22 protein-coding genes and 5 pseudogenes are annotated in these 25,944 nt (G+C 59.7%); 9 read left to right on the top strand and 18 right to left on the bottom strand.

All coding sequences use genetic code 11. The features are described 5' to 3' along the window. Positions 1–447: 447 nt before the first annotated feature. Positions 448–978, bottom strand: coding sequence for a hypothetical protein (locus tag ACVWY5_RS00285; RefSeq protein ID WP_321177250.1), 531 nt, complete (start codon positions 976–978; stop codon positions 448–450). 215 nt (positions 979–1,193) lie between these two features. Continuing rightward, positions 1,194–1,721, bottom strand: coding sequence for a RidA family protein (locus ACVWY5_RS00280; protein WP_080667389.1), 528 nt, complete (start codon positions 1,719–1,721; stop codon positions 1,194–1,196). Positions 1,722–3,254: 1,533 nt separating this feature from the next. On the opposite strand from ACVWY5_RS00280, the gene ACVWY5_RS00275 reads away from it, so the two are divergent. Together ACVWY5_RS00275 and ACVWY5_RS00270 are read left to right on the top strand one after the other, a co-directional pair. Continuing rightward, entirely contained in the window at positions 3,255–3,701 is a 447-nt protein-coding gene (locus tag ACVWY5_RS00275; RefSeq protein WP_028338239.1) for a hypothetical protein, read from the top strand. Positions 3,702–4,122: 421 nt separating this feature from the next. After that, positions 4,123–4,380: pseudogene (locus ACVWY5_RS00270) on the top strand (DDE-type integrase/transposase/recombinase); the annotation flags it as partial. A 241-nt stretch (positions 4,381–4,621) separates the two neighbouring features. Here the strand turns inward: ACVWY5_RS00270 and ACVWY5_RS00265 are convergent. The 4 genes from ACVWY5_RS00265 to ACVWY5_RS00250 all read right to left on the bottom strand — a co-directional run bounded on the left by ACVWY5_RS00265 (position 4,622) and on the right by ACVWY5_RS00250 (position 6,603). After that, a complete protein-coding gene (locus ACVWY5_RS00265; RefSeq protein ID WP_051376444.1) occupies positions 4,622–4,888 on the bottom strand; it encodes a hypothetical protein in 267 nt (88 codons plus the stop codon). After that, positions 4,851–5,195: a hypothetical protein gene (locus tag ACVWY5_RS00260; RefSeq protein ID WP_456671616.1), complete on the bottom strand. Its 345-nt coding sequence runs from the start codon at positions 5,193–5,195 to the stop codon at positions 4,851–4,853. The genes ACVWY5_RS00265 and ACVWY5_RS00260 overlap by 38 nt, the downstream gene beginning before the upstream one ends. Continuing rightward, a complete protein-coding gene (locus ACVWY5_RS00255; RefSeq protein ID WP_431016701.1) occupies positions 5,195–6,286 on the bottom strand; it encodes an IS5 family transposase in 1,092 nt (363 codons plus the stop codon). Before ACVWY5_RS00255 ends, ACVWY5_RS00260 begins: the two co-directional genes overlap by 1 nt. A gap of 65 nt (positions 6,287–6,351) precedes the next feature. After that, on the bottom strand, positions 6,352–6,603 hold the full coding sequence (locus tag ACVWY5_RS00250; protein WP_051376446.1) for a DUF1842 domain-containing protein: 252 nt from the start codon (positions 6,601–6,603) through the stop codon (positions 6,352–6,354). Positions 6,604–7,564: 961 nt separating this feature from the next. Here ACVWY5_RS00250 and ACVWY5_RS00245 point away from each other — a divergent pair. Next, positions 7,565–8,686 (top strand): annotated as a pseudogene (locus tag ACVWY5_RS00245) (IS3 family transposase). Between the two features lie 794 nt (positions 8,687–9,480). Beyond that, positions 9,481–10,020, top strand: a complete 540-nt coding sequence (locus ACVWY5_RS00240; protein ID WP_157348918.1) for a hypothetical protein — start codon at positions 9,481–9,483, stop codon at positions 10,018–10,020. Between the two features lie 1,203 nt (positions 10,021–11,223). Here ACVWY5_RS00240 and ACVWY5_RS00235 read toward each other — a convergent pair. Next, positions 11,224–11,457 (bottom strand): annotated as a pseudogene (locus ACVWY5_RS00235) (transposase domain-containing protein); the annotation flags it as partial. A 511-nt stretch (positions 11,458–11,968) separates the two neighbouring features. Between ACVWY5_RS00235 and ltrA the strand changes: the two are divergent. Continuing rightward, the gene (gene ltrA, locus ACVWY5_RS00230; protein WP_028338260.1) at positions 11,969–13,297 is read left to right on the top strand and encodes a group II intron reverse transcriptase/maturase; all 1,329 of its coding nucleotides are present in this window, start codon (positions 11,969–11,971) and stop codon (positions 13,295–13,297) included. A gap of 164 nt (positions 13,298–13,461) precedes the next feature. Here the strand turns inward: ltrA and tnpC are convergent. The 10 genes and pseudogenes from tnpC to ACVWY5_RS00180 form a co-directional block, all read right to left on the bottom strand. Continuing rightward, a pseudogene (gene tnpC / locus ACVWY5_RS00225) lies at positions 13,462–14,817 on the bottom strand (IS66 family transposase); the annotation flags it as partial. A gap of 74 nt (positions 14,818–14,891) precedes the next feature. Then, the gene (tnpB, locus tag ACVWY5_RS00220; RefSeq protein ID WP_028338262.1) at positions 14,892–15,236 is read right to left on the bottom strand and encodes an IS66 family insertion sequence element accessory protein TnpB; all 345 of its coding nucleotides are present in this window, start codon (positions 15,234–15,236) and stop codon (positions 14,892–14,894) included. Continuing rightward, on the bottom strand, positions 15,233–15,580 hold the full coding sequence (locus tag ACVWY5_RS00215; RefSeq protein WP_028352414.1) for a transposase: 348 nt from the start codon (positions 15,578–15,580) through the stop codon (positions 15,233–15,235). Before ACVWY5_RS00215 ends, tnpB begins: the two co-directional genes overlap by 4 nt. A gap of 82 nt (positions 15,581–15,662) precedes the next feature. After that, a complete protein-coding gene (locus ACVWY5_RS00210) occupies positions 15,663–16,217 on the bottom strand; it encodes a cysteine hydrolase family protein (RefSeq protein ID WP_051376442.1) in 555 nt (184 codons plus the stop codon). Between the two features lie 238 nt (positions 16,218–16,455). Further along, positions 16,456–17,022 (bottom strand): hypothetical protein, encoded by a 567-nt coding sequence (locus ACVWY5_RS00205; RefSeq protein ID WP_028338236.1) that lies wholly within the window; start codon positions 17,020–17,022, stop codon positions 16,456–16,458. Next, positions 17,019–17,519, bottom strand: a complete 501-nt coding sequence (locus ACVWY5_RS00200) for a hypothetical protein (protein WP_038378167.1) — start codon at positions 17,517–17,519, stop codon at positions 17,019–17,021. Before ACVWY5_RS00200 ends, ACVWY5_RS00205 begins: the two co-directional genes overlap by 4 nt. Further along, entirely contained in the window at positions 17,516–18,316 is an 801-nt protein-coding gene (locus tag ACVWY5_RS00195; RefSeq protein ID WP_028338235.1) for a hypothetical protein, read from the bottom strand. Before ACVWY5_RS00195 ends, ACVWY5_RS00200 begins: the two co-directional genes overlap by 4 nt. 12 nt (positions 18,317–18,328) lie before the next feature. Continuing rightward, entirely contained in the window at positions 18,329–18,799 is a 471-nt protein-coding gene (locus ACVWY5_RS00190; protein WP_028338234.1) for a hypothetical protein, read from the bottom strand. A gap of 40 nt (positions 18,800–18,839) precedes the next feature. Then, positions 18,840–20,372, bottom strand: a complete 1,533-nt coding sequence (locus ACVWY5_RS00185) for a phenylacetate--CoA ligase family protein (protein WP_038378166.1) — start codon at positions 20,370–20,372, stop codon at positions 18,840–18,842. Positions 20,373–20,374: 2 nt separating this feature from the next. Next, positions 20,375–21,283 (bottom strand): pyridoxal-dependent decarboxylase, encoded by a 909-nt coding sequence (locus ACVWY5_RS00180; RefSeq protein WP_321177247.1) that lies wholly within the window; start codon positions 21,281–21,283, stop codon positions 20,375–20,377. Here ACVWY5_RS00180 and ACVWY5_RS00175 point away from each other — a divergent pair. Then, a complete protein-coding gene (locus tag ACVWY5_RS00175; protein ID WP_321177249.1) occupies positions 21,251–21,451 on the top strand; it encodes a hypothetical protein in 201 nt (66 codons plus the stop codon). The genes ACVWY5_RS00180 and ACVWY5_RS00175 overlap by 33 nt on opposite strands. Here ACVWY5_RS00175 and ACVWY5_RS00170 read toward each other — a convergent pair. Then, positions 21,370–22,639: pseudogene (locus tag ACVWY5_RS00170) on the bottom strand (IS256 family transposase). The gene ACVWY5_RS00175 and the pseudogene ACVWY5_RS00170 sit on opposite strands and share 82 nt — an antisense overlap. A 110-nt stretch (positions 22,640–22,749) precedes the next feature. Here ACVWY5_RS00170 and ACVWY5_RS00165 point away from each other — a divergent pair. The 3 genes from ACVWY5_RS00165 (at position 22,750) to ACVWY5_RS00155 (ending at position 25,274) form a co-directional block, all read left to right on the top strand. Next, positions 22,750–23,694 carry a hypothetical protein gene (locus tag ACVWY5_RS00165; protein WP_321177186.1) on the top strand — a complete coding sequence of 315 codons (945 nt, stop codon included), beginning with the start codon at positions 22,750–22,752 and terminating at the stop codon, positions 23,692–23,694. Between the two features lie 783 nt (positions 23,695–24,477). Continuing rightward, positions 24,478–24,741, top strand: coding sequence for a hypothetical protein (locus ACVWY5_RS00160; protein WP_028337916.1), 264 nt, complete (start codon positions 24,478–24,480; stop codon positions 24,739–24,741). 65 nt (positions 24,742–24,806) lie between these two features. Further along, positions 24,807–25,274: a hypothetical protein gene (locus ACVWY5_RS00155; protein WP_321177185.1), complete on the top strand. Its 468-nt coding sequence runs from the start codon at positions 24,807–24,809 to the stop codon at positions 25,272–25,274. Positions 25,275–25,944 lie beyond the last annotated feature (670 nt).

Raw genomic sequence — 25,944 nt, 5'->3', positions numbered from 1 at the left:
GAGTACGTCACGGCACAACGCTGGTCTATGGAGTTGACAGCTCAACACGCTCCGACAAGCCGTTCCTCGAGCCTTCGTCGCGGTCGGATTTGGCGTGTATAGCGCGACGATCAGGATGAGAGCAGTCTCACCCTGACCGCTGCCGCGCAGGCGTGTGACGTGGGGTTCGCAGTGGCAGATCGGCGGGATCGCGAGTGAACGGGGGCGGTTGGGCGGCCCGAGCGCAGAATCCGCTCCCGCTCGGAAAGCCTGACACCGCTAAAGGTGTTTCCGAGCTATCCAGTCATGCGCATCCTCTCGCCTGCCACGCAACGGCGCCCCGTGGGTGCGACCGGTGCTCGTGCTCTTAAGCCGACATTCCGCGATCCGCTGAATTGGAAAGTCTCCAACGCGCGTATCGACGCGATGCATACTTGCGCGGAGTGAGACCGCTCAGTGTGTCCGCAACTACTTGCCGATCGAATATTCGATTTCGACTTGCGACTCATTTACCCCTGCTTTGGGATCGGCGTGGCCAGTGGTTCGCGCCATTCCCCGAATATTAGCCAGAGCGCCCGTGCCGCTCGTGATATACGAGACAGTCGTGCTGCTAAGCTTTCCCGGCCCCGCGCTATGAGCGAGCACAGTTCCTCGGGTGAAGAACTTGTCGCCATTCTCGACGGCATAGACCGTGTATATGCTGCCGGAACCATTATTGTCGACGTAATCGGAAACGCCGCGCGTCCACGTTTCCTTGATCTTCAAACCATTGACGACAGGAGGGTTTGTCGGAAAGGTGCGATGAATTTCATATGATCGCACCTGATGGCCCGCAACGTCGCCGACGTCGAGAAACTGCTGTTGTGTGTATTTGGCATTTTCCGCGCCCGCTTTGTAGGATACGCGCTGTGTCTGTTGGGCGAAGGCATCGCTGATCGGGGCAGCAACAGTGAGACATATCAGAGCTGATATCCTTAGATTAGTCGCGCGTCGTTCCATGGTAACCTCCTAGACTAGCAACTGAACGCCTTTTTGACATTCCGGCCTCGTGATTTGCCGCGCTATTTCGCGGCAACGCTAAACGCAGTGTCGTCCGTGCCGTGACGCGTGCGTCAACGTTTCGTTCCGACCAAAGAACCAGCAGAGCACGTCGGCTATCTTCAACCTTCGCGTCAAAGCCTTTCCAAGCGGAAAGATTGCGATCAACAGCAAAGCTACTGTACCTCAAGGATCATTTCGACTTCGACCGCGGCATGGCGCGGAAGAGCCGCCACGCGCAGTGAGGAGCGAGCATGTCTACCAATCGATTCGCCGAACACCTCGATCATTAGGTCGCAGTATCCATTGATCACCTTGGCTTGGTCATCGAAGTCATCGACCGAGTTCACCATGCTGACCACTTTGACAACGCGTTTCACCCGATCGAGGCTACCCAGCGCCGCCCGCACCTTTGCCAGCGTGATCAAGCCTGCTTGCCGGGCAGCCTCATAGCCTTGTTCGACGGTCAGATCCCGGCCGAGCTTACCCTTCGGCTCGCTTGCGACACTGCCCGCCATGAACAGGAGATTGCCCACTTGAACCGCGTTGACGTAGCTGCCGACCGGCGCGGCCTCAGCCGGCAGTGTGATGTTCTTCTCTCTCAAGCGCGCCTCCGCGCTCGACGAATTCTCTGCTTGCGCACCCTCAAATGCCGAAGCTAAGATCACCAAACAAAAGGCGACAAACCCCGCAAATTCCTTCATTGAGTGCTCCGGCACTTACCCGTGAACGTACATCTCTAAAGTGGCCATACCAGCAGTGATACCGCAATTCGCATCTGCCTCAAGTGTGCCCAACCGATCCATCGGCTGTTCGTTCGCCCCTCGCAACCAAGATCACGTGCATCATTGCTGAAGCGCCGTGGCCGACCAGCAGCAGATGCATACATGGGACACTGCTCATCCGCGAGAGCAATTCCGGTTGTCATCGAGCGACGCGGGCGCAAGCGACCCATCCGCCTGGACGATCATGGGTCGAGAGAGAGGCGCGCCACGCGGTGGAACCGTCGATCGCCGGATCTGTGACAGATAGGGGCGAGCAAACGCGGCAATTAAATTCTGGCGGAGCCGTGCCTTCTCGACGTCCGCCTCTACAGCTGCCTCTTTGGCACGTAGCGCGGTCCGGTAGCGTCGGCGGCGCCAATCGTGCACCGCGCTTGTCGGCCAATGCACTTCTCCATTTAGAGCCGTTGCACGCGGAAAATCCGGCTCTTGCGCCCAACGGACGATCGTCGCTGGCGACTTCCTGAAGTGCGCGGCTAACTGCACCGCGGTCATCTGGACCCCCGTTAGATTAGTCGGAGGCGACGCAAAGTTCGTGGTGGCAGCGTCCACAGCGGTGGTGTTGTCGGTCATTAAGTTGGCGTCCAAATGGTGAGATGCTGCCAAATTGCGATTAGCCACGCTGTCGACCAGTACTGCCTGCCTTCGCAGCGCTCCTGACGAAATGCAATCAAGTCGCGAGTTTTCTCTTAAACGAGGATGAAAGTGTGACCAGCGAACGCTCGATCCAGATCAGGACGGGGGTCGACGCGCACCGCATCGTTATCGATCGTGCCCCGCGGCACCGGTAGCGACGGCGAACGGCGATCGCATCGCTATACCTCACATCTGTGACCTCCATTTTGCGACTACTCCGACGGATCCGTTAGCGGATATTTGTCACAGTCGTGCTGGCAGGTTGCCGATCGTCCGACTTTGAAGGGTAAGGCATTTCGGCCAGAGTAGACGACTGCTCAATTTGGTAGGTCCACTCTTAAGATTGGAAGGCCTGCCGATGCGCTTACGTCAGCCTCACGATCGATTCGACGACGCCTTATGCGGCAAGTGCTTGCGACGCCCGCGCCGACTCTGCTCACAGCCTCGCTCAACGTCATCAGCCCGTTCTTGGATTCAGATGAAAGCGGGGTCAGCACTGCAGCAGATAGATGCCGCCACTTCGCCGCTACGCTTACAGGCTACGAGGTGTGAGCGACGACTAAGGTAGTCAATGTCAAGGTAACACGAGTTGGCTTCACGGTGTCGGCCGGCGACGGCAGAGAGGAGATCGGCCGCGAATGGTGATCGGTCTTCGTTCGTTCAGCGAGCCCCTTGCGAAAAAGAGGACCTTGTAACACAGTGATCGGCCTGACATTGCCGTCAGCGTTAACACAACGGGTACCGGACCTGCTCTGAGGGAGCGGCAGCGTCTTGCGGTCGTAAAAGACAAATCGGGTGCGACCAGATGGCGAGAATAGTATGACTAGTCAGTGGCAGTATCAGGTTAGGTTCGATGTGAATGATTCTGCCGCGGCGGAAGCGTTGCGTCGACAACATCGAGGTCCGACACTGGCGCGGCTGTTCGATGTCCTCGCCAAGCGTGGCGCTGCGCCGAAATGCCAGTTCGACGCCTTTGCGGAGTATGTCGCCGCAGCAGAAGAGCATGGCGTCGAGAATTATCCGCTCCACCATTGGACGAAGGCGGCGATCGAGAATCCGGCGAAGAAGGAAAAGTATTTGAAGTCCTTTACGCTCCACGTGGACGACCGGGAGGTCTATGCCAAGGAGATTGCTGACGCGCTGGAGGCGGACTTGCAACCGCTCGCCACGAGCGGGCTTATCACGCGCCTATCCAAATACGATACTAATCCCGCCAACAATCCCCAGCCGCAAGGTCACTTGCGCGCTGCTCGCGTCCCGGACTAAGCGCTCTGGCATGTCCGCTCTTGCGTGGCTGTCCGGAAAGGAGTGGACATCGAACGCGTCCAGTCATAGTCGGTCATTCCGACCAAGACTAAGTGCCGCGCTTCACGTCCGCGTTGCGGTGGCATGATCGAGGAGGCTGGCAAGCAGGACCTCTGCTGCTCCGGGGCGGGCCGTGCGGCTATCGGGTGAGACCGGCGCTTGGCTCCTTCGCGTCATGCAGGGATACCTATACCTGAACTACCAAGCGATCCCGGGAAACCTGGAGCGGCGCGGCATGCTCCGCGCCGAGGTCTGCCGGGCTTGGCTGCGCTCGTTTCGTCGACACAGCCAGCGCTCTCGCATGACCTAGAAAAGGTTCTGACGATTGAAGCGGTCGATGGTTAGATGACGGCAGGCAGGACGTCCGGGATCCCCTCATCGCGCAGTTTGGTTGTGTTTCCGTTTTCCCTTTGTCCATGATCGAAGATGGTAAGGAGGTGACCTATGAAGCCATGTGAAGCCATGCGCCATTGGCGGGCGGAAATTCGGCAACGTGTTCTCCGACCGCATCCGCCAGCGCGCTCCCGCTCGCAGCGACAAATGGCATCTGGAGGAGATCGTTGTCTCGATCGCGGGCGGACAACATTGGCTCTGGCGCGCTGTCGATCACAATGGCTTCGTTCTCGACGTTTTGATTCAACTGCCCGATACTTTTTCTCGATATAGGCTCAAGCACATCTCAGTCCGGAAAGTGTGACGAACTGCGCCAGAGCATCCGCCCGCTCCGCGCTCAGCACCGCCATCGAATCGACCTTGTCTTTTCGACCGCAGCAACTAACCAGGGAGCTTGGATCTCCACAAAGACGACTATTACTGTATCTGAACGAGCAGCCTGGTGTCGATTGTCGTGCAGGAGCGCTACCGGCCGCTAGCTTGATGTTTCATGACGCGACGGCCGGAGACACCAGCTTGACCGGCGCAGCCTCGACCTCCTGCCAATCACTGTCGGGGCCGCTGCGATAACGGTAGGAAGCCATCCCTGATTGCCAGCTCGGGATCAGGCTCATGCGCAGATCGACATTGGGCAGAATCACCGGTCCCAGCCCGGCATGGTGCGGCCAGTGGATCGGCGGGTAGCCCGTAAGGAGTACTAGCAGGCTGTTGAAGAACTCAGCCGCGTTCGCAAACGAAGCCTGAATCGTCGCCATTGTGGATGTAGAAGTGGCCAACGAGCCTGCCAGCAGTGCCGATCATAACCCACCCGCGACCGCAGACGGGGTCATTCTCGTCGTGCCCTTCCCATGAGAACTCCGCGCAGGCCGAACCGTCTCGCGCGCCGTAGCGGACGTCGAGAAAGCCCTTTAGCGCACCGAAGGCAATTTCACCGTCGGACTTACCCTGGAAGGTGAGATGCGCCTCTTCGACAAGATCGAGGAAGTCGCTGTCCCAGTTGTCCATGTCGGCGATGCGCCAGCGGTCGGCAAAGGCCTTGGCGAAGCCAGGCACCTTGGCCATCAGGCGTCCTCCGCTATCAGCTTGGGCAGCCGCACCAGATTGTAGGCGGCAGAAGCGAAGGTAAAGGCCCATGCGACGCGATCACGGCCCCGGAAGCAGGTCTTTTCTTGCCCGGCGACCGTCTTGATCCAGCCGAATGCCTCCTCGATGCGCTTGCGGATGCGCTGGCTGACGGCATAGCCGCTGTGCCGGGTCGTTCGCCCGTCGATCGCGGAGCTGCGGCCGCTGGTGTTCTGCGCAACATGCGGCGTCACGTTCATCGAGCGCAGCTCGTTGACGAAGTCTTCTGCATCATAGGCTTTGTCGGCGCCAAGTGTGATCGCTGTCGGCCGGTCGGCACGCGGCTCGATCATGTGCAGCGCGGCCACCCGTTCGGCATGGCCGTTCGCCAGCGTCAGGCAGGCGTCGACCAGCAGGCCGTGGCGGTTCTCCATCAGCCCATGCCCGATGAAGCACAGCTTCGTCTCCTTGCCTTTACCCTTGCGGTACAGCCTGGCATCGGGATCGGTGGTCGAAGCATGGGTGTCGTTGGAGCGTTTCTGGCCGTGGAAGTCCGCTTCAGCATTGCGCCCGCCGCCTGGCGCCGGCGGCTCGCCAGAGCCGTCCTTCGGCTTCACGCTCTTCATCGAGGCCCAGGCCTCGATCAGCGTGCCATCGACCGAGAAGTGATCGCTCGACAGGAGCTTCGTCACCTTGGGCTGCGCCAGCACCGCCGCCAGGAACTTGGCCGCGATGTCGCCTTCCAGCAGCCGGTCGCGGTTCTTCGAGAACACAGAATGGTCCCAGACTGCGTCGTCGATACCGATTCCGACGAACCACCGGAACAGCAGATCGTATTCCAGCCGCTCCATCAGAAGCCGCTCCGAGCGGATCGAATAAAACGCCTGCAACAGCATCGCCCGCAGCAGCTTCTCCGGCGGGATCGACGGCCGTCCGATCGGCGAATAAAGCGCGGCAAACTCGCGCTCCAGCGCCGACAGCCCCTCGTTCACAATCGTCCGGATCGCTCGCAGCGGATGATCACGCCGCACCCGCGCCTCCAGATCAACATAGCTGAACAGCTCGCCCGTTCGATTGTCGCCGCCGCGCACGCATGATCTCCGAATCCCGTCGGAGCCAATGAATCACGGTCACGGGTCCACGGCGAACGCCTTTTTCAACAGCCTGCTAGAAGTAGCGTTGGCGTCGGCGGGAGCGTCGGCAACTGGCTGTAACTGCCTTGCAGGGAGGTGGCGACATCGAGCGGCGGATTAACGGCTTGGGTGATGCTGCCCAAACCCTGGACCCGCCTGTTCGGCGTGTCGACGACCAGATCCAGCTTGAAGATTATGCCTCCGGGGCGGCTTTCGCCAATCTGATAGCTGGCATGAAACAATCCGACCTGGTCTTTGGTTGTCGTATCCGGCATAGAACTATCCCTTCCCGTTTTAGAGGATTGATCGGCTGATCAGCCGCGATCATTTGGCCGACTGCCGCACGTAGTCGTCAGCTTCTTCCGCCGGGATCGCCTTCACCGGAATCAGTCGCGTGCTATTGCTGCCGGACACGACGATCTGCGGCACGTAGTGGCCGGGGAAGCTGCCCTTAACCGTGTAGGGCGTTGACCCATCACCGAGCGTCCCGTCCAGCCCATCACGTCAATCTTCAGGCCGCCGACCCAATGCGGGTCGCGTACCAAGGTAATTCCCGTCCGGTGTCCGGAGACGCTGGCGACGACTACGGCTGCCGCTTGATGAATATAGCGGCTGTCAAAGAGATCTGACCGGCGCGGGCCGGCAGAGGGCAAGGAGCAATAACAGGCGATGAACCCACGGGACGAAATCCCGGCATGAGTGAGGCTGGCGCGACAATGCGCATCAAGCGCGTCTGATTGATTTAGCCCCTTGTGTCGCGGACTTCATCGAAGCCAGCGGTCATGCGCCGCGCTTTACAGGCCGTATACATGACCGCACCGCTCCCATGTGTGAAGCCGACTGAGAAAGTTCTTGCGCCCGCGGGCCGTTCCATACATGTCGCGCTATACGCCGGACTGATGCAGGGTGAGCCTATACCGGGTTCAGCAAGCTATACGAGGCCAACCGCAAAGCAGGACCGATCATCGAGGCTGCGCGTGGTGGGCGCACGGTAGGCGCAAGTTCTTTGAACTAGCGTGACTCAGCAAGGCGCCGATCGCGGCAGAGGCGGTCCCGCCGTGACGTCCGGCGTTGAGCCGCCATCTTTTTTGACCAGGTTTCCGAAGCACGTTCGATTGACAGGCCATTTCGTCGTCACCCTCTGAGCTGCTGCCGGTTTGATGGACACCAAGATTAGGTGTTTCATGAAGCCGGAGGTGGGCAACGAAGAGACGGAAGTTCAGTCGCGAGTTCAAGATCGAGGCGGTCAAGCTAGGTCAGGGAACGCAAGGTGTCGGTGGCGCAAGCTGGCCGCGACCTGCACGTTCATGAGAATGTTCTGCGCAAGTGGGTCAAGGAGTTCGGCTCCGATCCGGTGCAGGCCTTTCCCGGCCACGGGCAAATGAAGCCTGAGCAGCAGGAGATCGAACGGCTGCGGCGTGAGGTCGCCAAGCTGAAAGCCGAGCGAGACATCCTAAAAAAGGCCGCTGCCTACTTCGCGAAGGAAGCGACATGAAGTTCGGCTTCATCGCGAAGCACCGGGCGATCTGGCCGGTGGCATGGCTATGCGATGCGTTTGGGGTGTCGCGGTCGGGCTTCCATGCCTGGCTGAACCGCTCTCCCAGCGCCAAATCCCGCAGCGACGAAGAGCTCGGTGGCAAGGTCAAGGCCAGCTTCATGGCCAGCGACCGCACCTATGGCGCGCGCCGAGTGTGGCGTGATCTGCTTGCCGACGGGGCCGACTGTGGCCTGCACCAGATCGAACGACTGTTGCGCCTACAGGGCCTGCGGGCACGGCCGCGCCGGCGGCGCTTGCCGAAGGACAGCGGCGATCGGCAGCTCGAGACGGTGCCGGCGAACCTGCGGGACTGACAGTTTGCTGCCGAGCGGCCGAACCAGAAGTGGATCGCCGACTTCACTTATCTCTGGACAGCCGAGGGATGGCTTTATGTGGCGGCGGTGATCGACCTGTTCTCACGCCGGGTGGTGGGGTGGTCGATGAACGCCGTCATGACGGCTCAGTTGGTGACCGATGCGCTGCTGATGGCGATCTGGCGGCGGGGTGAGCCGGATGCGCTGTTGCACCACTCGGATCAGGGCAGCCAATACACAAGCGAGCAGTTCCAGAGCCTGATGGCCGACCATGGCATCGTCTGCAGCAAGAGCCGTTCCGGCAACGTCTGGGACAATTCGGCGATGGAGAGCTTCTTCTCCTCGCTCAAGACCGAACGCACCGCCAGCAAAATCTACAGCACCAGAGACGAGGCACGCGCCGATGTGTTCGACTACATCGAGAGATTCTACAATACGACCCGCAGGCACTCGACCATCGGCTATCTCAGCCCGGTTGAGTTCGAGCGCAAGGTGGGATTAGCTTAACCCGGTGTCCATCAAACCGGCAGCAGCTCACTCTCGCAAATATCCGCGACAGCTCGACACTTGGCTGGACCGCCAAGCCTTCTAAGCCGCCATGGGCCTAATATCCGTAAACCGCACTCCGTTTCTCAGCACCGCCCAGGTTATATCCAGGCTCGCTTGTTTCCGAAAGCGACAACGGCGACATTGTGATGGGCGCGTTCTATGAGTACTTTCGCCGACCGTTCCCAGCGGCGTGTCCCGCTCAGCTATATGGGGCTCAGTTGCGACCACGAATCCAAAGCACTATGTCGCTCGATCCAATTACGCGTCTTGGATAATACGGGTTTATCGTTCCAGCTAATATCGTAGTCAAACTTGCAGGAGGACTATTCAGAAGTTCGCCCGCAAACTTCTTTGCGTCAGCTTCACTCGGAAAGGTTCTGGTTTCTCGAATGGGATATCGATTTGGCCCCTTCGATTGATTAAAGGAAACATACCAAGTGTGTCGTAGCCATGTCCGTTTCGTGCTCATCGGCCGATGATGACTATATGTTCCAAAACCGACCGACGCATGCGATGTAACCAAGTCGGTACCGCGTTTTCAGTGGCGATCGATAACCAAGGTGGTCATAGCGCCAACATCAGGTCTTTTCCGGTTATTTGTAGTTTGATTGTGTCCGACAATTATAGAGATTTGAACCCGCAAGTTCTTGTAGTTGACCAGCGTGGCGTTCTCTGGGCCGAATCGCTCTCACATACCACCTTATGCCGGTCGCAACGCTCGAACCGGGACTGAAAGGCAGGAGAGCCAAACTATGTCTCCATTAGAAGCAATCGCCCGTTGGCTGGATGACCAGGACTTGGATACGCAACTGGAGGTCGCTGCATTCGCGACATTCCTGCTCTTCGGGGAACGTGCCGTTCTCACGCTTGGTACGCCGGACCAGCTCGAAACTCTTCAACGATGGCTGACTGAACCAAAGTTGGATTCGCGGGCCGCCGCAGGTCGTGCTCTGACCTTCCGAGTCGTCTTCGAGTACTTTGCCGAGGGGCGAATTGCAAACGACGGATGGAAACAAACCGAGGAGCTGCTGATCAAGACTCTGAAACAGGCTGAACGCGACGGAAGGTTTGCGGCTGCGCGCAAGGCGCAAAGGAAGCTACAACTATTGCCAGCTCGAAAGGAGAACTGGTTTCGTGTTGCGAAATCCTGGAATGGCTTGGCGGCGACTTATTTAACACGCCAGGCTCTTATTGGAGCGCCGGCGAGATGCGACTTGAGAGGAATTTCAAGTGGTGAATGTCCTCCCTTGGTGCCCACGGCGGCTGCTAAAACCGGCATGCCAAGTGCATGAGCAGTTTTCGCACGGCCCGCTTTGTGATACCCAGTGATCTCCTGCTCTACCGACGTCTGGTTCGCGCGCTACACATCGTGGACGCCACCGAGCGGGCCGCCGCCTCAAGCGGTGGACCTTGTACGGCGTACTTCGGCCGAGCACATCAAGCGATCGAACATTGACGGGACCGGCCATTGCGCTGGCGTTCCGCTCGTGGTTGACCGCTTCGTCCCCAATCCCGCCCCGTACGACGGGCCTTGCGGGTTGTCTGTCCTCACGCACAACCGCCATCCACTAGCCACATTGACGGCAGATATGGCCACACTCGCGATACGAGCGCTGCGGTTTTGAACGACGGCGGAAGTGATGCTCATGCGCGATGCTCCTCATGCGCGGCGTCGAAAATGATCTTAATCAGCCTAAAGAACGTGAGCGGATGTTTGCGTATGAGTTCTGTGGTTGCCATCGCACATGGCCTCCGCGTTGGCGGTAGTTTCCCCGGTAGTTTCCCCGAATGCGGCGAGCTTGTCGGAGGGGGCGGCAGACCGAAGAGCGGCTTGGAAAGCCGGTGTGATTTGAGCCTGTCCATCGCAGCGCGCCTCCTCAGGCGATTGTGAGTGCTGGCCCTTCGAAGATAACTTCTGTTTTCGAAGCGGCGGCCTATCCATAGGCACCGATCGGCCAATTAGGAGTGGTTGCGGTCTCCCCTCACACCATTGCCTGCGTGTGACTTGGTGGCGTTCTCCAAAGCCCTCTTCACAGCTTCCACGCAGCTTGCCGCACGGAAGAGGCGCAGCAAGCTGAAGCAACCGCTCGTGCGAGGCTGCGCGACGCCGGGCAGTCCACTTGGCGCGGGCGACATACGTCTCACAGGAGCGAGCGGCGGGCGCGCGCGGGTCGCGTTTGGGGTTGGTACGCAACACGATCTCCTTAAGTGGGCGAACGCGATCGCCGCGGCGGGTATATCGCTCGCCCGCAGATCAGATTTGGCTTCTGTAAAATGCTTCTGCCTGGAGGCCAGCAGACTTTAGCGAACCTTAGGTTTCACGTGACTATTGTTAGCCGAGGCCGCAACGGCATCAGGCTGCTAGATAGTCACTGGTCGTCGTGACCGTGCCATAGGCCAAGCCAAGGGCCGCCATAAAGGCCGCATGAACCTGCACAGCGGGCACGATTATGCCACCGAATGGAAGGTCGCAGGTAAGCGGCAAGCTGAGGCCGTTAGGCGGCGTGGTTCCATGGCATAAGCGCGTCGATTTCGCTGCTCGGCCAGCCGTTGGCGATACGCTGAAGTGTTAGGGCAAGCCAGGCGAACGGATCGACGTTGTTCATTTTCGCCGTCTGCAGCAGCGTTGCGATGGTTGCCCAGGTTCGTCCGCCGCCGTCGCTGCCCGCGAAGAGGCTATTCTTTCTCGTGATTGTTTGTGGCCGGATGGCGCGTTCGACGATGTTGGAGTGTGTGCCTTGCCAAGGCGCACTGTTCTCCCTGGTGAAAGTCCAGGCCGGCAAACTCTCGCTCCAGCCGGAAGTACTCGGAGCGGGTCAGGAGGCGACGAATGACCTGAAGCACTCTGAGAAAAGGCCCCTTCTGGGGGTCATCGGTCCGCGCGGGCCGCAACTTGCGAGTCAACACTGAGCAGGCTCCGAAAGCGTCATCGTGGGAGCCGACCCGCCATTCTAACGGGGAAGGCCGGCGTCCGGGGGGAAGCGAGCGAGAAAAGCACCCCAGGATCCCACCGGAGTAGTGGTGGCAGCACGCGCGGGACATGGACAGTGGGCAACAAGGGAAGTCTGCTGCCGACGAAGGATGATGAGTCCGGACAACGACGAACCCGTGAGGGCCAGCGTCGGCGGCGGCAGATGGCGGATGGGTCCGTACTACCTATGACACCGGGTAACGCCGGAAGAGGGAAGGGACCCTGACTTGTATCAAGCGAGAACGAAGCGGAGAACACGGCGATTGACGATGAGTCTAGCAACACCGGAACTAAGCGTTCAGAAGCTGCAGAGCTCGCTACAGGCGAAAGCTAAGACCGAACCGGCATACCGCTTCTACTCCCTGTGGGACAAAATCTGCCGACCGGATGTCATGGAAGAAGCTTACCAAAGGTGTCGTGAAAACGACGGCGCTCCCGGGGTGGACGGCATAACATTCGAACAGATCGAAACCGAGGGACAGCAGCAGTGGTTGGAAAGTGTCAGACAGGAGCTGAAGGACGGCACCTACCGTCCCAACCCCCTTCTGAGAGTATGGATACCAAAGAGCAATGGCGGACGCCGACCACTCGGAATCCCGTGCATTCGTGACAGACTCGTCATGATGGCCACGGTCTTAGTGATCGGTCCCATCTTCGACGCGGACCTGCTGGACAACCAGTATGGATTTCGTCCGAAGCTGGACGCCAAGATGGCCGTGCGCCGTGTGTTCTGGCATATCAAGGACCGGGGACGCCGCGAGGTAGTCGATGCAGATCTACGCGACTATTTTACGTCGATTCCACACGGTCCGCTGATGCGATGCCTGACACGACGGATCGCCGACGGACGACTCCTCTCGACCATCAAGGGCTGGTTGATAGCTCCGGTGATCGAACAGAGCGGAAGACGGACGATACGGACGGCAGATGCGCGGAAGTTTAAGAAAGGGACCCCGCAAGGCTCTCCTCTGAGTCCATTGCTGGCGAACATCTACTTCCGACGCTTCCTGCTGGCCTGGCGCGACCACGGACACCAAGAACAACTCGACGCCTACGTCGTCAACTATGCCGACGATCTCGTGATCTGCTGCCGCCCCGGCCAAGCCGAGGCGGCGATGAAGCGAATGACGGTACTGATGAACAGGCTCGGGCTGGAGGTGAACGAGACCAAGACCCGCATCGCTCTACTGCCGACGGAACGATTCACATTCCTCGGCTACACGATCGGGCGGTTCTACGGAAAGGATGGACAAGCCTTCATCGGCACGCGTCCGTCCAAGAAGGCGGTCATGAGATTGCTCCGACGAATCCACGAACGCACGACGCCGCAGTGGTACCCGGACACACCGGAGAACACTGTCGTCGTCATCAGTCGCCTTCTTCGTGGCTGGTGCGGCTACTTCGACCAAGGTCCTGTCATGAAGACCTATGACTTCATCAGGCAATACGTCGATAGGCGTCTGCGGCACTGGTTGATGCAGCGAGCAGGAAAACGTGGCAGGGGCTTCAAAGAGTATCCGCAGGATTACCTGCATGATACTCTCAAACTCTTCCGCGTCCCGACTCGTCGTAACGACCGATCGAGCGCGAAGGCCTGATGAGACAAGTGAAAGCCGGGTGCGGGAAATCTGCATGCCCGGTTTGACGAGCGGCGACTGGAAACGGAACTATGGCGCGAACTGCGACACCGGCAACTGGCGAAAGCCGCCGGACCAGTAAAGCCTCGCGACCTACGGTCACCGCGCCAGTCGTCGACTCTACCGAGCTCGATGCGGCCATCGGTCAGGAAGCGTTCGAAGATGGCACGGCGCGAGACGGCATAACGGATCGCCTCGGCCAATTTTGATTTGCCGGAGATCCGCCGCAAGGTCTGCTGCCAGAGATCGAAGAGATCTGTGACGATCGCCGCGGAGGCTTGCTGGCGCGCGGCAACGCGAGCGTCGGGGCTTTGACCGCGCACGGTTTTCTCGACCTGCCAGAGCTTCGCCATCCGCTCGACCGTCGCCGTTGCCACTTCTGAGCTCCCAGCAACATGCAGCTCGTAGAACTTGCGCCTGCAGTGTGACCAGCAGCCAGCCAAGGTGATGCCATCATTGCCGCGATCGGATCGCGCGAGCTTGTTATAGGCGGCATAGCCATCCACCTGCAGGATGCCGCGATAACCATTGAGGTGTCGGACCGCGCATTCGCTGGCGCGGCTGTCTTCGAAGCGATAAGCCACCATCGGCGGACCGTTGCGGCCAAAGGTTCGGTCATCTCGGGCATAGGCCCATAAGTAGGCCGTCTTTGTCGATCCGGAGCCCGGAGCGAGCGTCGGCAAAGTGGTTTCGTCGGCAAAGACCCGTTCGGCCTTCTTGACCTCGCTGAAGATGTAGTCGGCCATGATCTCGAGCTCGAAGCCGAGCTTGCCCATCCATTGTGCCATCAGCTGGCGGTCCAACTCGACATGATCGCGGGCGTAGATAGCCTCCTGCCGGTAGAGCGGCAGGCCATCGGCATATTTGGCGACGGCGATCTGGGCCAGAAGCGCTTCCGTCGGAATGCCTCCTTCAATGATATGGGCCGGGGCCGGCGCCTGGATGACGCCGTCCGCGTTCTTGAAGGCATACTTGGGACGGCGCGTGACGATCACACGGAACTTCGCCGGCACCACATCCAGGCGCTCCGACACGTCCTCGCCGATCAGCACCTTCTGCTTGCCTGCATGCTCAGCCAGCTCGTGCGGCTCAATGACAGTTTCGATCCGTTCCAGATGGGGCGCAAAGCCCTTGCGCCGACGCGGTGCACGCGTGCCATCCGCCTGCGCACGGCCCTTGCCGACCTGGGCCTTGATCGCAGCGATGCCGGTCTCGATCTCCTCGAAGACGAAGGCCTGCTGTTCATCGTCGCCGTTCGCCGAGCCGAGCTTTTCCGATCGTCGGCCGAACCGGGCGCGGTCGAAGGCCTTCAGGATCTGCGTCAGCCGCTCGATGCGCGCATCGGCATCGGCGCTGCGGGCCTTGAGATCGGCGACCTCGCTCTCCAGAGCATCGGCGCGGGCCGCTTTCTCGGCCATGGCAAGAACCATGGCCTTCAGCGTCTCTACGTCATTCGGGAGACTAAGATCAGGCGGCGTCATTGACCCGACCAGAGCACATTTTGCTCCGTTTCTCTTGCCCTTTCAGGCCGCTGATTCACTTCGCCGCAGTGCTTTTACCCAACAATCTCCGGCCGCTTGACCGCCACGGTCCGGACCCGCTTCCAGTCCATCCCATCCACCAGTGCCATCAACTGCGCGGGGTTCATCTGTACCCGATGATGTCCGATCCGCGGCCAGCAGAACCTCGCCTTCTCGAGACGTTTTAAATAGAGGCACACGCCGGAGCCATCCCACCATACGATCTTGATTCTGTCGGCTCTTTTGGCCCGGAACACATAAAGCGCACCGTCGAACGGATCTGAGCCCGCATCGCGCACCAGCGCAACAAGCCCATCGATACCCTTGCGGAAGTCGACGGGATGGCTGGCCAGGAACACCTTCACGCCGGAGGGGATCATGCCGAACGTACCGCCCGGATCACCCGCTGTAGCTGCGCCTCGTCGACGTCCACGCCGGCGCGCACGATCACCTCGCCAATGGCAATTTCGATCACCGCGCCTGACACAGACGCCATCTCACCCCCGCAACTCGAGTGCCGCTCGCGATAATGTCGTTCCGCCCGAGCGTCACGGCGCCACGCGAACAGCTGCGACGGGTGAATGCCGATCCGACGAGCGATCGCCGATACGCTCGCGCCAGGCTCCAGCGCCTCTGTCACAATTTGCGCCTTGAACTCGTCCGACCAGCGTCGACGAAGCTGCCGCGGCGCTCCCTCAAGACGGTCGGCGACCGCTTCGATCATATGGAAGGTTCTAGTTCCAGAACTAGGCGCAGACATAGAAGCTCACATCGGCTCACAAACTCAGCAGCCGATAGCCGATTGCTCACCCCTTGCGCCAGACGGGGTCTCTTTTCCGCTTACGGTCGCAGGTGGCGCAAGCGTCGTGCAAGATCGTGGTCTTGTAGCCGTAATCGGCGGCTGCCCGGCTGGTCGCATCGATGCACATGTGGCTCATTGCTCCGATGATCACGACCTCCTTAACGCCCCCGGCATCGAGCCGCTGCTTCAGATCGGTGTCGCGGAAGGCGTTGGGATAGTGCTTGACGACCAAGGCCTCACGTTCTAGTGGCTGGACAATGGGATTGATCTCTACCCCTCTGGTGTTCGGCGCGAAGATAGAGGGATGACTTTCCTGCATTTCGTGCTGAACGTGGATAACCGCGTCCCCACGCGCGCGGGCGGTCTGAATCACCCTAGCTGCGTTGGCGGCCGCATGCACGATACCAACCAGGGGCAGCTTGCCATCTGGGAAGTATTCATTTTGGATGTCGATGACGATGACGGCGCGCTGGCTCATAAGATTTCCCTCAGATTGTTGGACAAAGCAGTCGATCAGGAACGACCCGCGTAGGCGCGGGATCTGCGACGTGTAGGCCACCAGATATCGTTACCCATATAATCCCCTTCACTTTCCCGACTGAGTAGGCAGGCTAACGGGCGCTTGGACCCTTCGGAGGTGAATCGAAGGATCGGGCAATCGCCGGCCCGAGCGCCGTTCCACCTTTCTTTGATTCGATGTTACCGATAGCTGCCCAGAAGCGCGCGACAGAGCAGCACGCGATTGGGACGTCCGCGATTGATTGGGTAGGTATGTCCGCGTACAACTTCGCTGCTTCTTATCCATGCTGGCTCGCTGCATGGATGGCGCTCAGAGGAATGACCTGCAAGGCTGGTCCATCCAGGTTGAAGTACGATTTGCGATTTCGATCGACTGTGTCGACCTCAACTACGAGGCGATAGGGATAGAGCCCGGGCTCGAGCTCAAGGTCGACGGCGCCCGCCCAGTAATAGTAGGAGGGCGTCCACGGACCGCGGATCTTGTCCGGGCCGCCATAGATCTTGAGATCATTACATATTTTGCGGAGCTCTGGCGTGCCATCGGGCAGCACAAAAACGATGTTCACGATACGCGCGAACAGAGGCCAGCTACCGTCCGGACGCTTTTCCATATCAGTACAATAAACCAGCCAGTTCAGGGCTTGGCCCTGGCGGCACACTGTCCGCAAGCTGTTCGTGCCTTTACCGGTACTCTCTCCGCCATTGTCCATTAGCCCGGTTTTCCCGCTGAGGCCGCCGGTCCGTAGGGTTCCTGCGACGTCGATGAGTGTGACGATGTTCAGCTGGGTGGAGGCCAAGCTTGGACTGCTGGGGGGCCGCTGCGATGCCGGAGTGACGATCATCATGAACTCCTGGTTCGGGTGACACCTGCGGAAGCGTTGAGAGCGGCCTCGACGATGCGGGATGAACTCCTGGTTCGGGTAGCTCCCGGTGAAGCGTTGAGGGCGGCATCGATGAGGCGCGCGTCGGTACCGTTATCGAGCGTCCGCATCCGGCTGCCAAGCTCCAACGTCAGGCCATACGGTAGGTCGCCGACCGGCTGCTTCACCGTACCAACCCAGTAGCTGACATCGGACTCGGGATAGGTTTCGCGTCGAACCTCACAGATTTCAGCCGGCAGCTTGATCGCTCGTATCGCAGCATGATTTTCGCATTCGATCGGCAACAACGTCCAGATGATCTCGTCTCCGGGGGCCACGGAGGTCGCGAGCCCGGCGGTCGCCTGGTTGCGCGAGCCGCCGAGGCGGTTGTCATCGATCATATAGAGAGAGCCAGCGAGCGTATCTGCCTCCAATGCGGCGACGACATCCACCACGAGTAGAATGTTGATCGTTTTTGTCATATCGCGTCTCCCTCAACGCAGGTAAGTCCGGAGGGCGGTATGGGCAGCAGGCCGGGCACAAAGCCACTAGTGAAGCCGTTGACGCTCGGAACGTTACTAACCTGAATACCGCACGACAGGGTGAAGAGCCGCGGCTCCCAGAGCATCTTGCCGTTCTCCTGAACGGGGCGGTAGAGCGCCACTTCCATCGTATAGTCGTGGCGACCGACCTTGGCCGTATCAACGGTGGCGCTCCAGTACCAGCCATCCGTCAACGGATCGGGCGAACCGTAGAGGGCCGGATACAGAACACCGTCCTCCACCGCAGCCCCGCGGATCCTCACGACGACTGGAGGCACGCTGGCCGCCGTAGTGGCATCATCAGGCTTCAGGACCTTGCCGGCCGCGTTCAGCACTGGTGCGTCATAGGTGCGAACTGCACCGCGGTCGCGAACCTGCAGGGGCTTCGGAGGGTCAGTCAGCATCTTGGAGATGTGCTCCTGAATCTTGGAGATGTACTCCTGAGTGCGGACGGAGGGGCTCAGCAGTCGTCGTGCGGTGTTGGCAATGTTGAAGCGGTGGGGATAGCTGCGTGGCAGCGTCGGTGGCAGCTGCGCGACACCGACGGTGATCCAGTTCAGGACAGCCTCCATGGCCTGCGAACCATCGGCATTATAGACGCCGGGAACATTCGTCACGCGGGCATGGGGCGGCTGGGCGAATGGGCCCGTATTGTCGATGACATAGGCGCTTCCATCGAGACTGCCCTCCGCCAGGGCCGTATCGATATCGATAACGGTGACAATCGAGATCTGCATCTTATAGTCCTCCTATTGGAGCGGATTGTGCGGTCGCTCGACAGGCGGTGGCGAGGGGTGAGCCCGAAAGGCCCCTCCTAGCGGGGGAGGCAAGAGCACAAGAGAGGGGCCGGCGATGCTGATCGTGCGCCCACTCAGGCCACCCGTGACGAGCGTCATTCGGTAGGAATGGCGCGAGCCCGGATCGCTCCAAGGAGGCACGTATCCCTGCCATTGCAGTGCCCAAGGGAGGAGGCGGCCCGTCGCCGGTGGCGCAGTGCCATCAAACGACACGCCGCTCAGCCAAGCCATGGTCTGGACGTCAAGCGGCGTTAGACTCCAGCGAACCAGTTGTCCTGGCCAGACCGAGCTGGCCAGCTTGGCGGTGCCAAGGCTTTCTCCGCCAGAGACACCATCGTCAAACATGAAGACGTTGCCCTCGACCGCATTGCCAAGCGCCAGGGCGATAACGTCGACGAAAACCCGGATATTGAGCGGCGTCATTATCTCTCTCCTGCTCGGCGGCGGTCCTAGTTTGCAAGTATCAAATGCGGTCTACAACGAGGGGCACCTTGTCAAATGCCGTGCGGACCAAATCCGCGTTCCTTGGATCTACAAGCCGAATGGCAAAGCTGTATCCCGAACTCCGCAGACTCGTCTCGTTCGCCTCCAGCGCGTCGAAGACGGACAGCGATCGGAGCAAGCCGGCGATGATCAAGGGCGAGGAGCCTTGCGGTCCCAGCCGCATGGCGACCTGCGTCGGAAGGGATGCGGCTTCCGGAGTGCCGATCACCAAGTGCAGCTGCCGGTTCGCGCGATCGATCTGGAACTGCGCGTCGGTAGCGACGCTATCGATGTCCAGAACCTGTCGCTGGCGGAATTCGGCGGTGATCGCCGCCAAGGCCTGCGGCGCCGAATACTGCGTGTCGCCAATATGCATGAAATCGCCGCTGCGGCCGACATACTCAAATTGCACGGCATTCAGGCCGGGCGACTGCAAGTCAGGGCGGCGGATGACTCGATCGCCTATTTTGTAGCGCAGCACGGGGGTCGCATTACCGAACAGGCGCGTGACTACCAGTTCACCTTCCTCGCCTATTTCCGTCCATTGCCCGTCCGGCCTGACCACTTCCACCAAGTGGAGACCAGGTACCGCAGTCAGGACGGGGCTTTCCGGATCTAGCTGCAGGCCGATGGTTTCCGCCTGGGTGGCGGCGAAGTAACTGAGTACGATCAGGCTTGGATAGGCCTGCCTGAGATCCGCCCGCACCTTGGGAGTGAGCACTCCACTGCCATAAAGAGCGATCCGGAAGCTATCCCTCGCCTCGCGAGTTAGACCGTCGGCAAAACTCGCCAATAGCGCAATGCTTCGTGTAATCCCCATTATCGCCTTCGGCCCCGGATAGGACATCATCCGCTGGAAGACTTCCCGGCTCGTCGGACCGGCGCCGATGTAGTTGACCCTTGGGATCTTCTGGAGCACGCCACCCACCATGGTGCCGCTGCTCCACATCTGATAATCGGCTAATGTCGTGGCCACCCATTTGGCGCCGCGGCCACTAAGGTGGCGCGCCATAATGTGTCGGCCCATGAAATCCCCTGCCCAGCGGTAGGTCTCCTGCAGCTCGTCGAGCGAATAGACGGTTTCTGAGGGCTTGCCGGAGCTGGTACCGCCGCTGGCCACGATTTCGAAGCCGCAGCGGTCGATGGGCACGACCATGCCTGGCCGCGTTTCCGTGAACATTTGCTGAAAGGCTTCCTTATCAGTAAGCGGCAGCGTCTTGAACTGCTCGTAATTGTCCACCGGACCGGTCCCGACGGCACTATCGATGCGCCGACGCCACAGCGGATTGATGCGGGCGATGGAGACGAGTTGCGATAGCCTGCGCTCGACGATGGCAGCCTGGATGTCATGAGACAATTCGTCAATCCGGCAACCGATGACAGTCTGCGCGTGCACGAGCGAGGTTAGAAAAGAAGGTAGAGCCAGCACGTCATCCACGGTGCACGGATGCAAGATCGTTTCCGGCAGTACGTGCTGAGCGCAGTCACGGGGTGAAAAGGCGAAGTGGCGCATAGTCATTCCTGAGGCCGGTTCTGCTCGCCGTGTGTAGCGTTGTTTGCAAGAATCTCGCGCGCATGGCGTCGGATCTCTCCCACCATGCCTGCGATGTCGGACAGGCCGATCCGATGATTCATGAGGACCATGCGGAGCATTGTCCGTCCATCCATATCGACCTTGGACAAGAGGTAACGCCCAGCCGCCCGCACGCGGTTGCGCAACTCCAGTTGCAGGCTCGATAACCGATTGCCGCACACGCCAAGCGGCTGATGGACGAAGCAGAGAATATTGGATTCCGGCCGATACGGGACGATGAAGTCCGGCTGATCGGCCAAGTATTGGTGGGCGGCCTCAGTCATCATTACCAGGCGCTCCAACTTATCCGCGAAGGCGCGGGGACCATACAGCGACCAAGCCAGCCAAAGGTTCAGAATCGCGGGGCGCTTCGTACATTCGAAGTTCTTCACGCCGCTCTGCACGGCCGTCATTTCATCTTCCAACGGGTCAAATACGTAGCTGTCCTTCTGGGGAAACGCGGTCTCCGCCAAACCCTTCTCGCGGTAGAACAGCAATGTGCAAAGGGCCGGGACGAACAGAGCCTTATGGGCGTCCAGGCAAAACGAATCGGCAAGCTCCAGTCCCGCAAGGCGAGGCCGCAGCCGGTCGGAAACCAGAAAAGCGCCGTTGTGAGCCGCATCGACATGCAGCCAAGCGCCGCGCCGCTTTGCCAACGCCGCAAGGTCAGGTAACGGATCATTAGCACCGATCGCGGTCGTTCCTGCCGAGGCGATCAGGCAGAAAATATCCAGCCCCTGGGTCGCCGCCTCGTCCAAAGTCGCTGCCGCCCGTTCCGGGCAGATCTGCCGACGGTCGTTCAGAGGCAGGCGTATCACTTGATTTTGGCCGATACCAATGATGCCGGCAATGCGGGAGACGGAGAAATGGGCATCCTGGCCAATGGCAATGGCAGGCCGGGTTGGAGCTATGACGGATTTTGGGTGACGCGGTCCGATCAGGCGGCGCGGACTTCAGCGGTCGGAACGACTTCGATTCCGTCCGCAAACTTTACCCCGGATATCACCTTCGGCAACTGATTTGTGCCCTTCAACCGTCGCAAGGTTTTAGATGCGGCGCCGACCAGCTTGAAGACCATCAACTTTGCTGTGTGTGGCGATAACGCTCCCTTCGTTCGCACAGTCCGGTGCCTGACCGTGGCAGAAGACGCTCTCGATTGGATTCGACGTGCGCAGATGCGACCAGTGCTCGGCAGGGAAATCATAAAACGCCAACATAGCCGAGCGATCCTTGATCAGGCATTCAACGGCCGGCTTGTATTTGACGCCGTACTTCTCGACAAAGATATCAATCGCTGTTTCAGCGGCCGCCCGGTTCGGCGCCAGGTAGATGTCACGCAGATCACTCTTTATTGCCGGCTGCACGGACTTGGCGACCTTGTCGAGCACGTTGTTCACCTTGTGCAGCCAACATCGCTGATGTTGCGTGCCGGGGAAGATTTCATCGAGCGCCCGCCAGAAGCCGAGAGCGCCGTCGCCGACAGCAAGCTGAGGCCCGATCTGCAAGCCGCGCTTGCGCAGATCGATCAGCAATTCTCGCCAACTTTGTGCGCTCTCGCGTACCCCGACCTGGAAGCCGATCAATTCCTTCTTTCCTTCAGGCGTGGCGCCTATCAACACCAGGATGCATTCGGCATGGTCCTCCATGCGAGCCTGCAGATAGACGCCATCCGCCCAGATATAAACGTACCGCCGCGCCGACAAGTCGCGCTTTTGCCAACGTTCGTATTCGGCCTGCCAGTCCTTCTTCAGGCCAGCGATGACCGGCGGCGACAAGTTCGGCGCGTCCTTGCCGAGCAAGGCCGAAAGCGCCTCCTGGAAGTCGCTGGTCGAGATTCCCCGCAAATAGAGCACGGGGATCAACGCGTCCAAGCTCTTCGTCCGGCGGGCCCAGAGCGGCAGGATCGTCGAATGAAACCGGATCCTGTCGCCTGGCCCGCTTGCTCCACGGTCGCGGGCCTTCGGACGGGCGATCACGACAGGGCCGATGCCGGTGGCAATTTCGCGCGCCGGCCCATATCCATGCCGCACCACGCGCGCCCGACCATCCGGCAGCGCCAGATGCTTCGTCGTTTCCAGGAATGTAGTGAACTCAATCTCGACAGCGCGGGCGATCAGTTCGCGAGCTCCGGCACGCAGAATATCCGTCAGTGGATCAGCAATCTGATCGGGCTGACGCAGAGGAAAAACATTGGTAGTCTCGGTCACGGCGTATCGCTCCTTTGGAGGTTGCTGGCAGGCTTCATCACCCGCCTCGATACGCCGCCTTTCTCAACCCGTCATCACCCAGTTTCCGTCATAGCTCGCGACGCTCGCTCGTGGAGCTTACCGCGGCCGCGAGCCGAGCCGTTGACGATGGCATATTTGTGTTGTCCGGCGGGACTGCTGCTTCCAATCCGCAATGGGAGCACACCGGCGCGAATACGTCTGATCAAACAATCTTTGCAAGGCAAGCGACGGCTCCGAGTCCCTTTGCGGCGCCGCGCGAGGACGAACTCCTGGATTCCGACACTGCCATCGAGATGATGGTGGCGATTTCCAATGACGATCAAGACAGAGCTTCTGAAAGCATCAGAGCCGGACTGGATATTGCGCTGGACCGTGCAACGGACCTCCCCGAGACCCGGGTGGAAGGTGAAGCGGCGTCAAAAGTCGGTCCCATTCTTGAAAACGCTTTCTTGACCGTTCCTAAAAAAGCCGTAACAGAGTGCCGCGCGGATGCGGTCGAATTGATTGTGCAGAAGGAACCATCAGCCGACAGCGCAGGGCAGCCGGAACCACGATACATGCGGCGGCTCACTGACGAGGCGGTCAGATTGCTGGACGATCTTCGGAGCGGCAAGCTGCAGAATGAGGCGAACTTCATCCTGAGCGAATGCTTCAGAGAAGCCGCCAGCGCGTTCTTTATGATCAATCAGCAGCTCAAGCGCGACGGCTATGCCGCGAGCATTGATCCATCAGTCTTCATCTGGCTCGCCAACATCACCGAACCGGAGACGCGCGACACCGGGACCATGCGGCTTGAGATCGTACCCAACCACCGAGGTCGTCCAAGCACGTACACGCGCCAGGTCGCTCAATTCATCTGGCACCTTGTCAAGGGACAGGGCTGCGGGCGACAGGCCGCATATCGAGGGGCGGTCACGAAGTTCACCGTGAGCGCGAGTTTCGCCGAGAAAGCCTACGCCTTTTGGGAGCCGATCTTCGAACGGGCGGGCTCGCGCGTTAAGATGCTGACCCGCATTTCAGATCCAGAAATGTAAAGCTGAGCAGCGCGTTCATTTGGCGGCCGATTTGACTGAGGGCGGGCGCCGGCGAGGACCGGAGCGAAGCCGGCTGATCTGCCGGTGCAGACGCCGACCGTGTACGACCTGGTCAATTGTGCAACGGCGCCAGAGTATTATTCCAGCGGCCACTTATCAAGACGTTAGCCCAGCTTGAAAGGACCAGGATACCTCAGCGAGGCGCAAGCTCGAGGCAATCCCTAGGAACTTTAACCATATTCACAACTTAGCGATGACTTCGCGTTGTGCGCGTGATGCTGAATCAGGCAACCTGTCGGGCGTTCCCTGTTGCAGGTCGCATACAGGTGACTTTGTGGAGTGGATCGACGGAAAAAAGCGACCGATTATCGATTTAAAATTTCCGTTTTATATGATCCTTGAGACTGCAATTCTACGTTCTACGATGGCTTACTTGAAGAAGATCGAAATGACGGTGAGCGCATTGGAAGCACGGTCAGATTCCGCCGGAGCAAGTGCGCCTCCGCAACGCGGCCGAAGCAGACCTAAACCAAAAATAACAAAGCGCAGTTGAGCAACGCTACTCATTCCAGGATTTCGCCGAAAGCGGTAGCAGCAGCCCTTGTCGACATAGGCCCGCTCGACCGCACAGCCGGGTAAGTGTCTCGGTGCGGTCCATAATGTCCCGCAACGTGTGACCCGTCGGTCCACGTCCGTCGAGCGGCCCGCGACGACAAGTCCGCGGCGCGCCAGCGCCTCCATGATGGTGCGAAACGTGACACGAATGGCGACGACGGCAGGCCGGTGAAGAAGACGGTTCAGGTCGGACTCGTCGGCATGCATATCGGGCATAAAAGCGAAACCTCGCCGCAATGGATCTGGGCAACGTTTGAGCAGATCGATAATCTCGACGTCGACCGAGTGGCGCATCCCAACCTGCGTCCATCCTTCTTTGATCCTGACTGCCCGCTGTGCACCGTCAATGTTCAGCCGCAGCTGGATCCCAAGATCCAGGCTTTATCCGCGGATACCCGTCCAGGCTTCGCGAACCATTTCGATACCGTCTGACAAGGTCGCCTTGAACCGAGAGGCGCAGGCCGTATTGGCAAAGCTGGGATCGGTCTGGCAATACTATGAGCTGGTCGACACGCAATGGCCCGACCGATCCGTCATCTAAGCCTTCGGCCTGGAATAGCGGCCTCAGTCAGGCCGTGAGCAACAAGCCGGGTGGCCAGCCGACACCGGTATTCCTGACGAACATAACGATGGAAACGTACTTCCAGTCCAGCAATCAGCCAGCCTGCAATCAGGAGGAAAACGTTCCAAACAACGTGAACTGCCCGTCCGATTACGCCTCTTTGCCACCGGGGAGCGCTATCACGGCCTATACTCCCAATCCGCCGATCTGGACAACGCCGCTCAACAACGGTTCACCTGCAAAGCCCGGAATAACGACGCAGATCATGGCGACGGAAAGCTGCATGGGCTGCCACTTCTCCGCGGGCGTTATCACGCCGCAGACCGGCAGCAAGAAGACGGGCGGACAGTTGTCCGCCGACTTCTCTTGGCTGCTATCCACAAAGGCACAATATGCTCCGTAGCGGAGCGTGAACTGTGGCGCGAGGCGATAATGGAAGGTTGGGCCGCGCTTTCTTTCCGCATCGCCGGTGGTGACGGCCCGGCCAAGGTACTCGGCTGATGGTTGTCTGCGCCCTCTCGCAGCCTCTCGTGCGTGTTCGCCGTTAGCATGTGAGACAAATTGAAGGTTTTGCGGAGGGAAGAGTTCTGGTTCATCGCAGCAGCAGGAGCGAAGATGAAGCAGAAATCCAGACCGGGCAAAGTACCGGCAGAACTAGCGCTGAAGGACATTCGGCAATGTCAGAATATCGTGGTGAGCGAATCCAGGGGCGGCGACAAGCACAACTTGCGCACAAGGATAGCTGTCGCGACGTCCACAGTGGCTACGCACTGTCATCTACAGATACGTGGTTTAAAGACGCTCAAAGCTGATGGTTGATTTTCCGTCACCTGCAAGTTCTTGTAGTTGATTGGCGCGAACTTCTCTGGCCGATTGCACGCGCTCCAAGCCTGTTCAAGCTTGTAAGGACGCTGGCGGGAAGATCAAATGAGCGCCGTTTCGAAAGGTAAGAAGTCCGGTACCTCGACCGGGCGCCTCGTTCTGGCGGGTGTTTTGGGCGCGGCAGCTGCCCTCGTCCGTTCTCCCGACCTGACCAGCGCGATGCAGCGCCAACGGGCCGCCTCCGTCTGGCA

This window comes from Bradyrhizobium sp. USDA 3256, from assembly GCF_054058275.1.
Note: the sequence above shows the minus strand (reverse complement) of the source record. Positions and strands in the feature narration are given on the sequence as shown.

Bases quoted from the DNA above. Each gene is read 5' to 3' on its own strand.
- ACVWY5_RS00215 (WP_028352414.1), bottom strand. From the start codon at position 15,580: ATGATCGAAGCGGTCGCCGACCGTCTTGAGGGAGCGCCGCGGCAGCTT.
- ACVWY5_RS00265 (WP_051376444.1), bottom strand. From the start codon at position 4,888: ATGGCGACGATTCAGGCTTCGTTTGCGAACGCGGCTGAGTTCTTCAAC.
- ACVWY5_RS00260 (WP_456671616.1), bottom strand. From the start codon at position 5,195: ATGGCCAAGGTGCCTGGCTTCGCCAAGGCCTTTGCCGACCGCTGGCGC.
- ACVWY5_RS00250 (WP_051376446.1), bottom strand. From the start codon at position 6,603: ATGCCGGATACGACAACCAAAGACCAGGTCGGATTGTTTCATGCCAGC.
- ACVWY5_RS00195 (WP_028338235.1), bottom strand. From the start codon at position 18,316: ATGCAGATCTCGATTGTCACCGTTATCGATATCGATACGGCCCTGGCG.
- ACVWY5_RS00200 (WP_038378167.1), bottom strand. From the start codon at position 17,519: ATGACAAAAACGATCAACATTCTACTCGTGGTGGATGTCGTCGCCGCA.
- ACVWY5_RS00240 (WP_157348918.1), top strand. From the start codon at position 9,481: ATGTCTCCATTAGAAGCAATCGCCCGTTGGCTGGATGACCAGGACTTG.
- ACVWY5_RS00155 (WP_321177185.1), top strand. From the start codon at position 24,807: ATGAGCTGGTCGACACGCAATGGCCCGACCGATCCGTCATCTAAGCCT.
- tnpB (WP_028338262.1), bottom strand. From the start codon at position 15,236: ATGATCCCCTCCGGCGTGAAGGTGTTCCTGGCCAGCCATCCCGTCGAC.
- ltrA (WP_028338260.1), top strand. From the start codon at position 11,969: ATGAGTCTAGCAACACCGGAACTAAGCGTTCAGAAGCTGCAGAGCTCG.
- ACVWY5_RS00185 (WP_038378166.1), bottom strand. From the start codon at position 20,372: ATGCGCCACTTCGCCTTTTCACCCCGTGACTGCGCTCAGCACGTACTG.
- ACVWY5_RS00190 (WP_028338234.1), bottom strand. From the start codon at position 18,799: ATGACGCCGCTCAATATCCGGGTTTTCGTCGACGTTATCGCCCTGGCG.
- ACVWY5_RS00280 (WP_080667389.1), bottom strand. From the start codon at position 1,721: ATGAAGGAATTTGCGGGGTTTGTCGCCTTTTGTTTGGTGATCTTAGCT.
- ACVWY5_RS00275 (WP_028338239.1), top strand. From the start codon at position 3,255: ATGACTAGTCAGTGGCAGTATCAGGTTAGGTTCGATGTGAATGATTCT.
- ACVWY5_RS00205 (WP_028338236.1), bottom strand. From the start codon at position 17,022: ATGATGATCGTCACTCCGGCATCGCAGCGGCCCCCCAGCAGTCCAAGC.
- ACVWY5_RS00285 (WP_321177250.1), bottom strand. From the start codon at position 978: ATGGAACGACGCGCGACTAATCTAAGGATATCAGCTCTGATATGTCTC.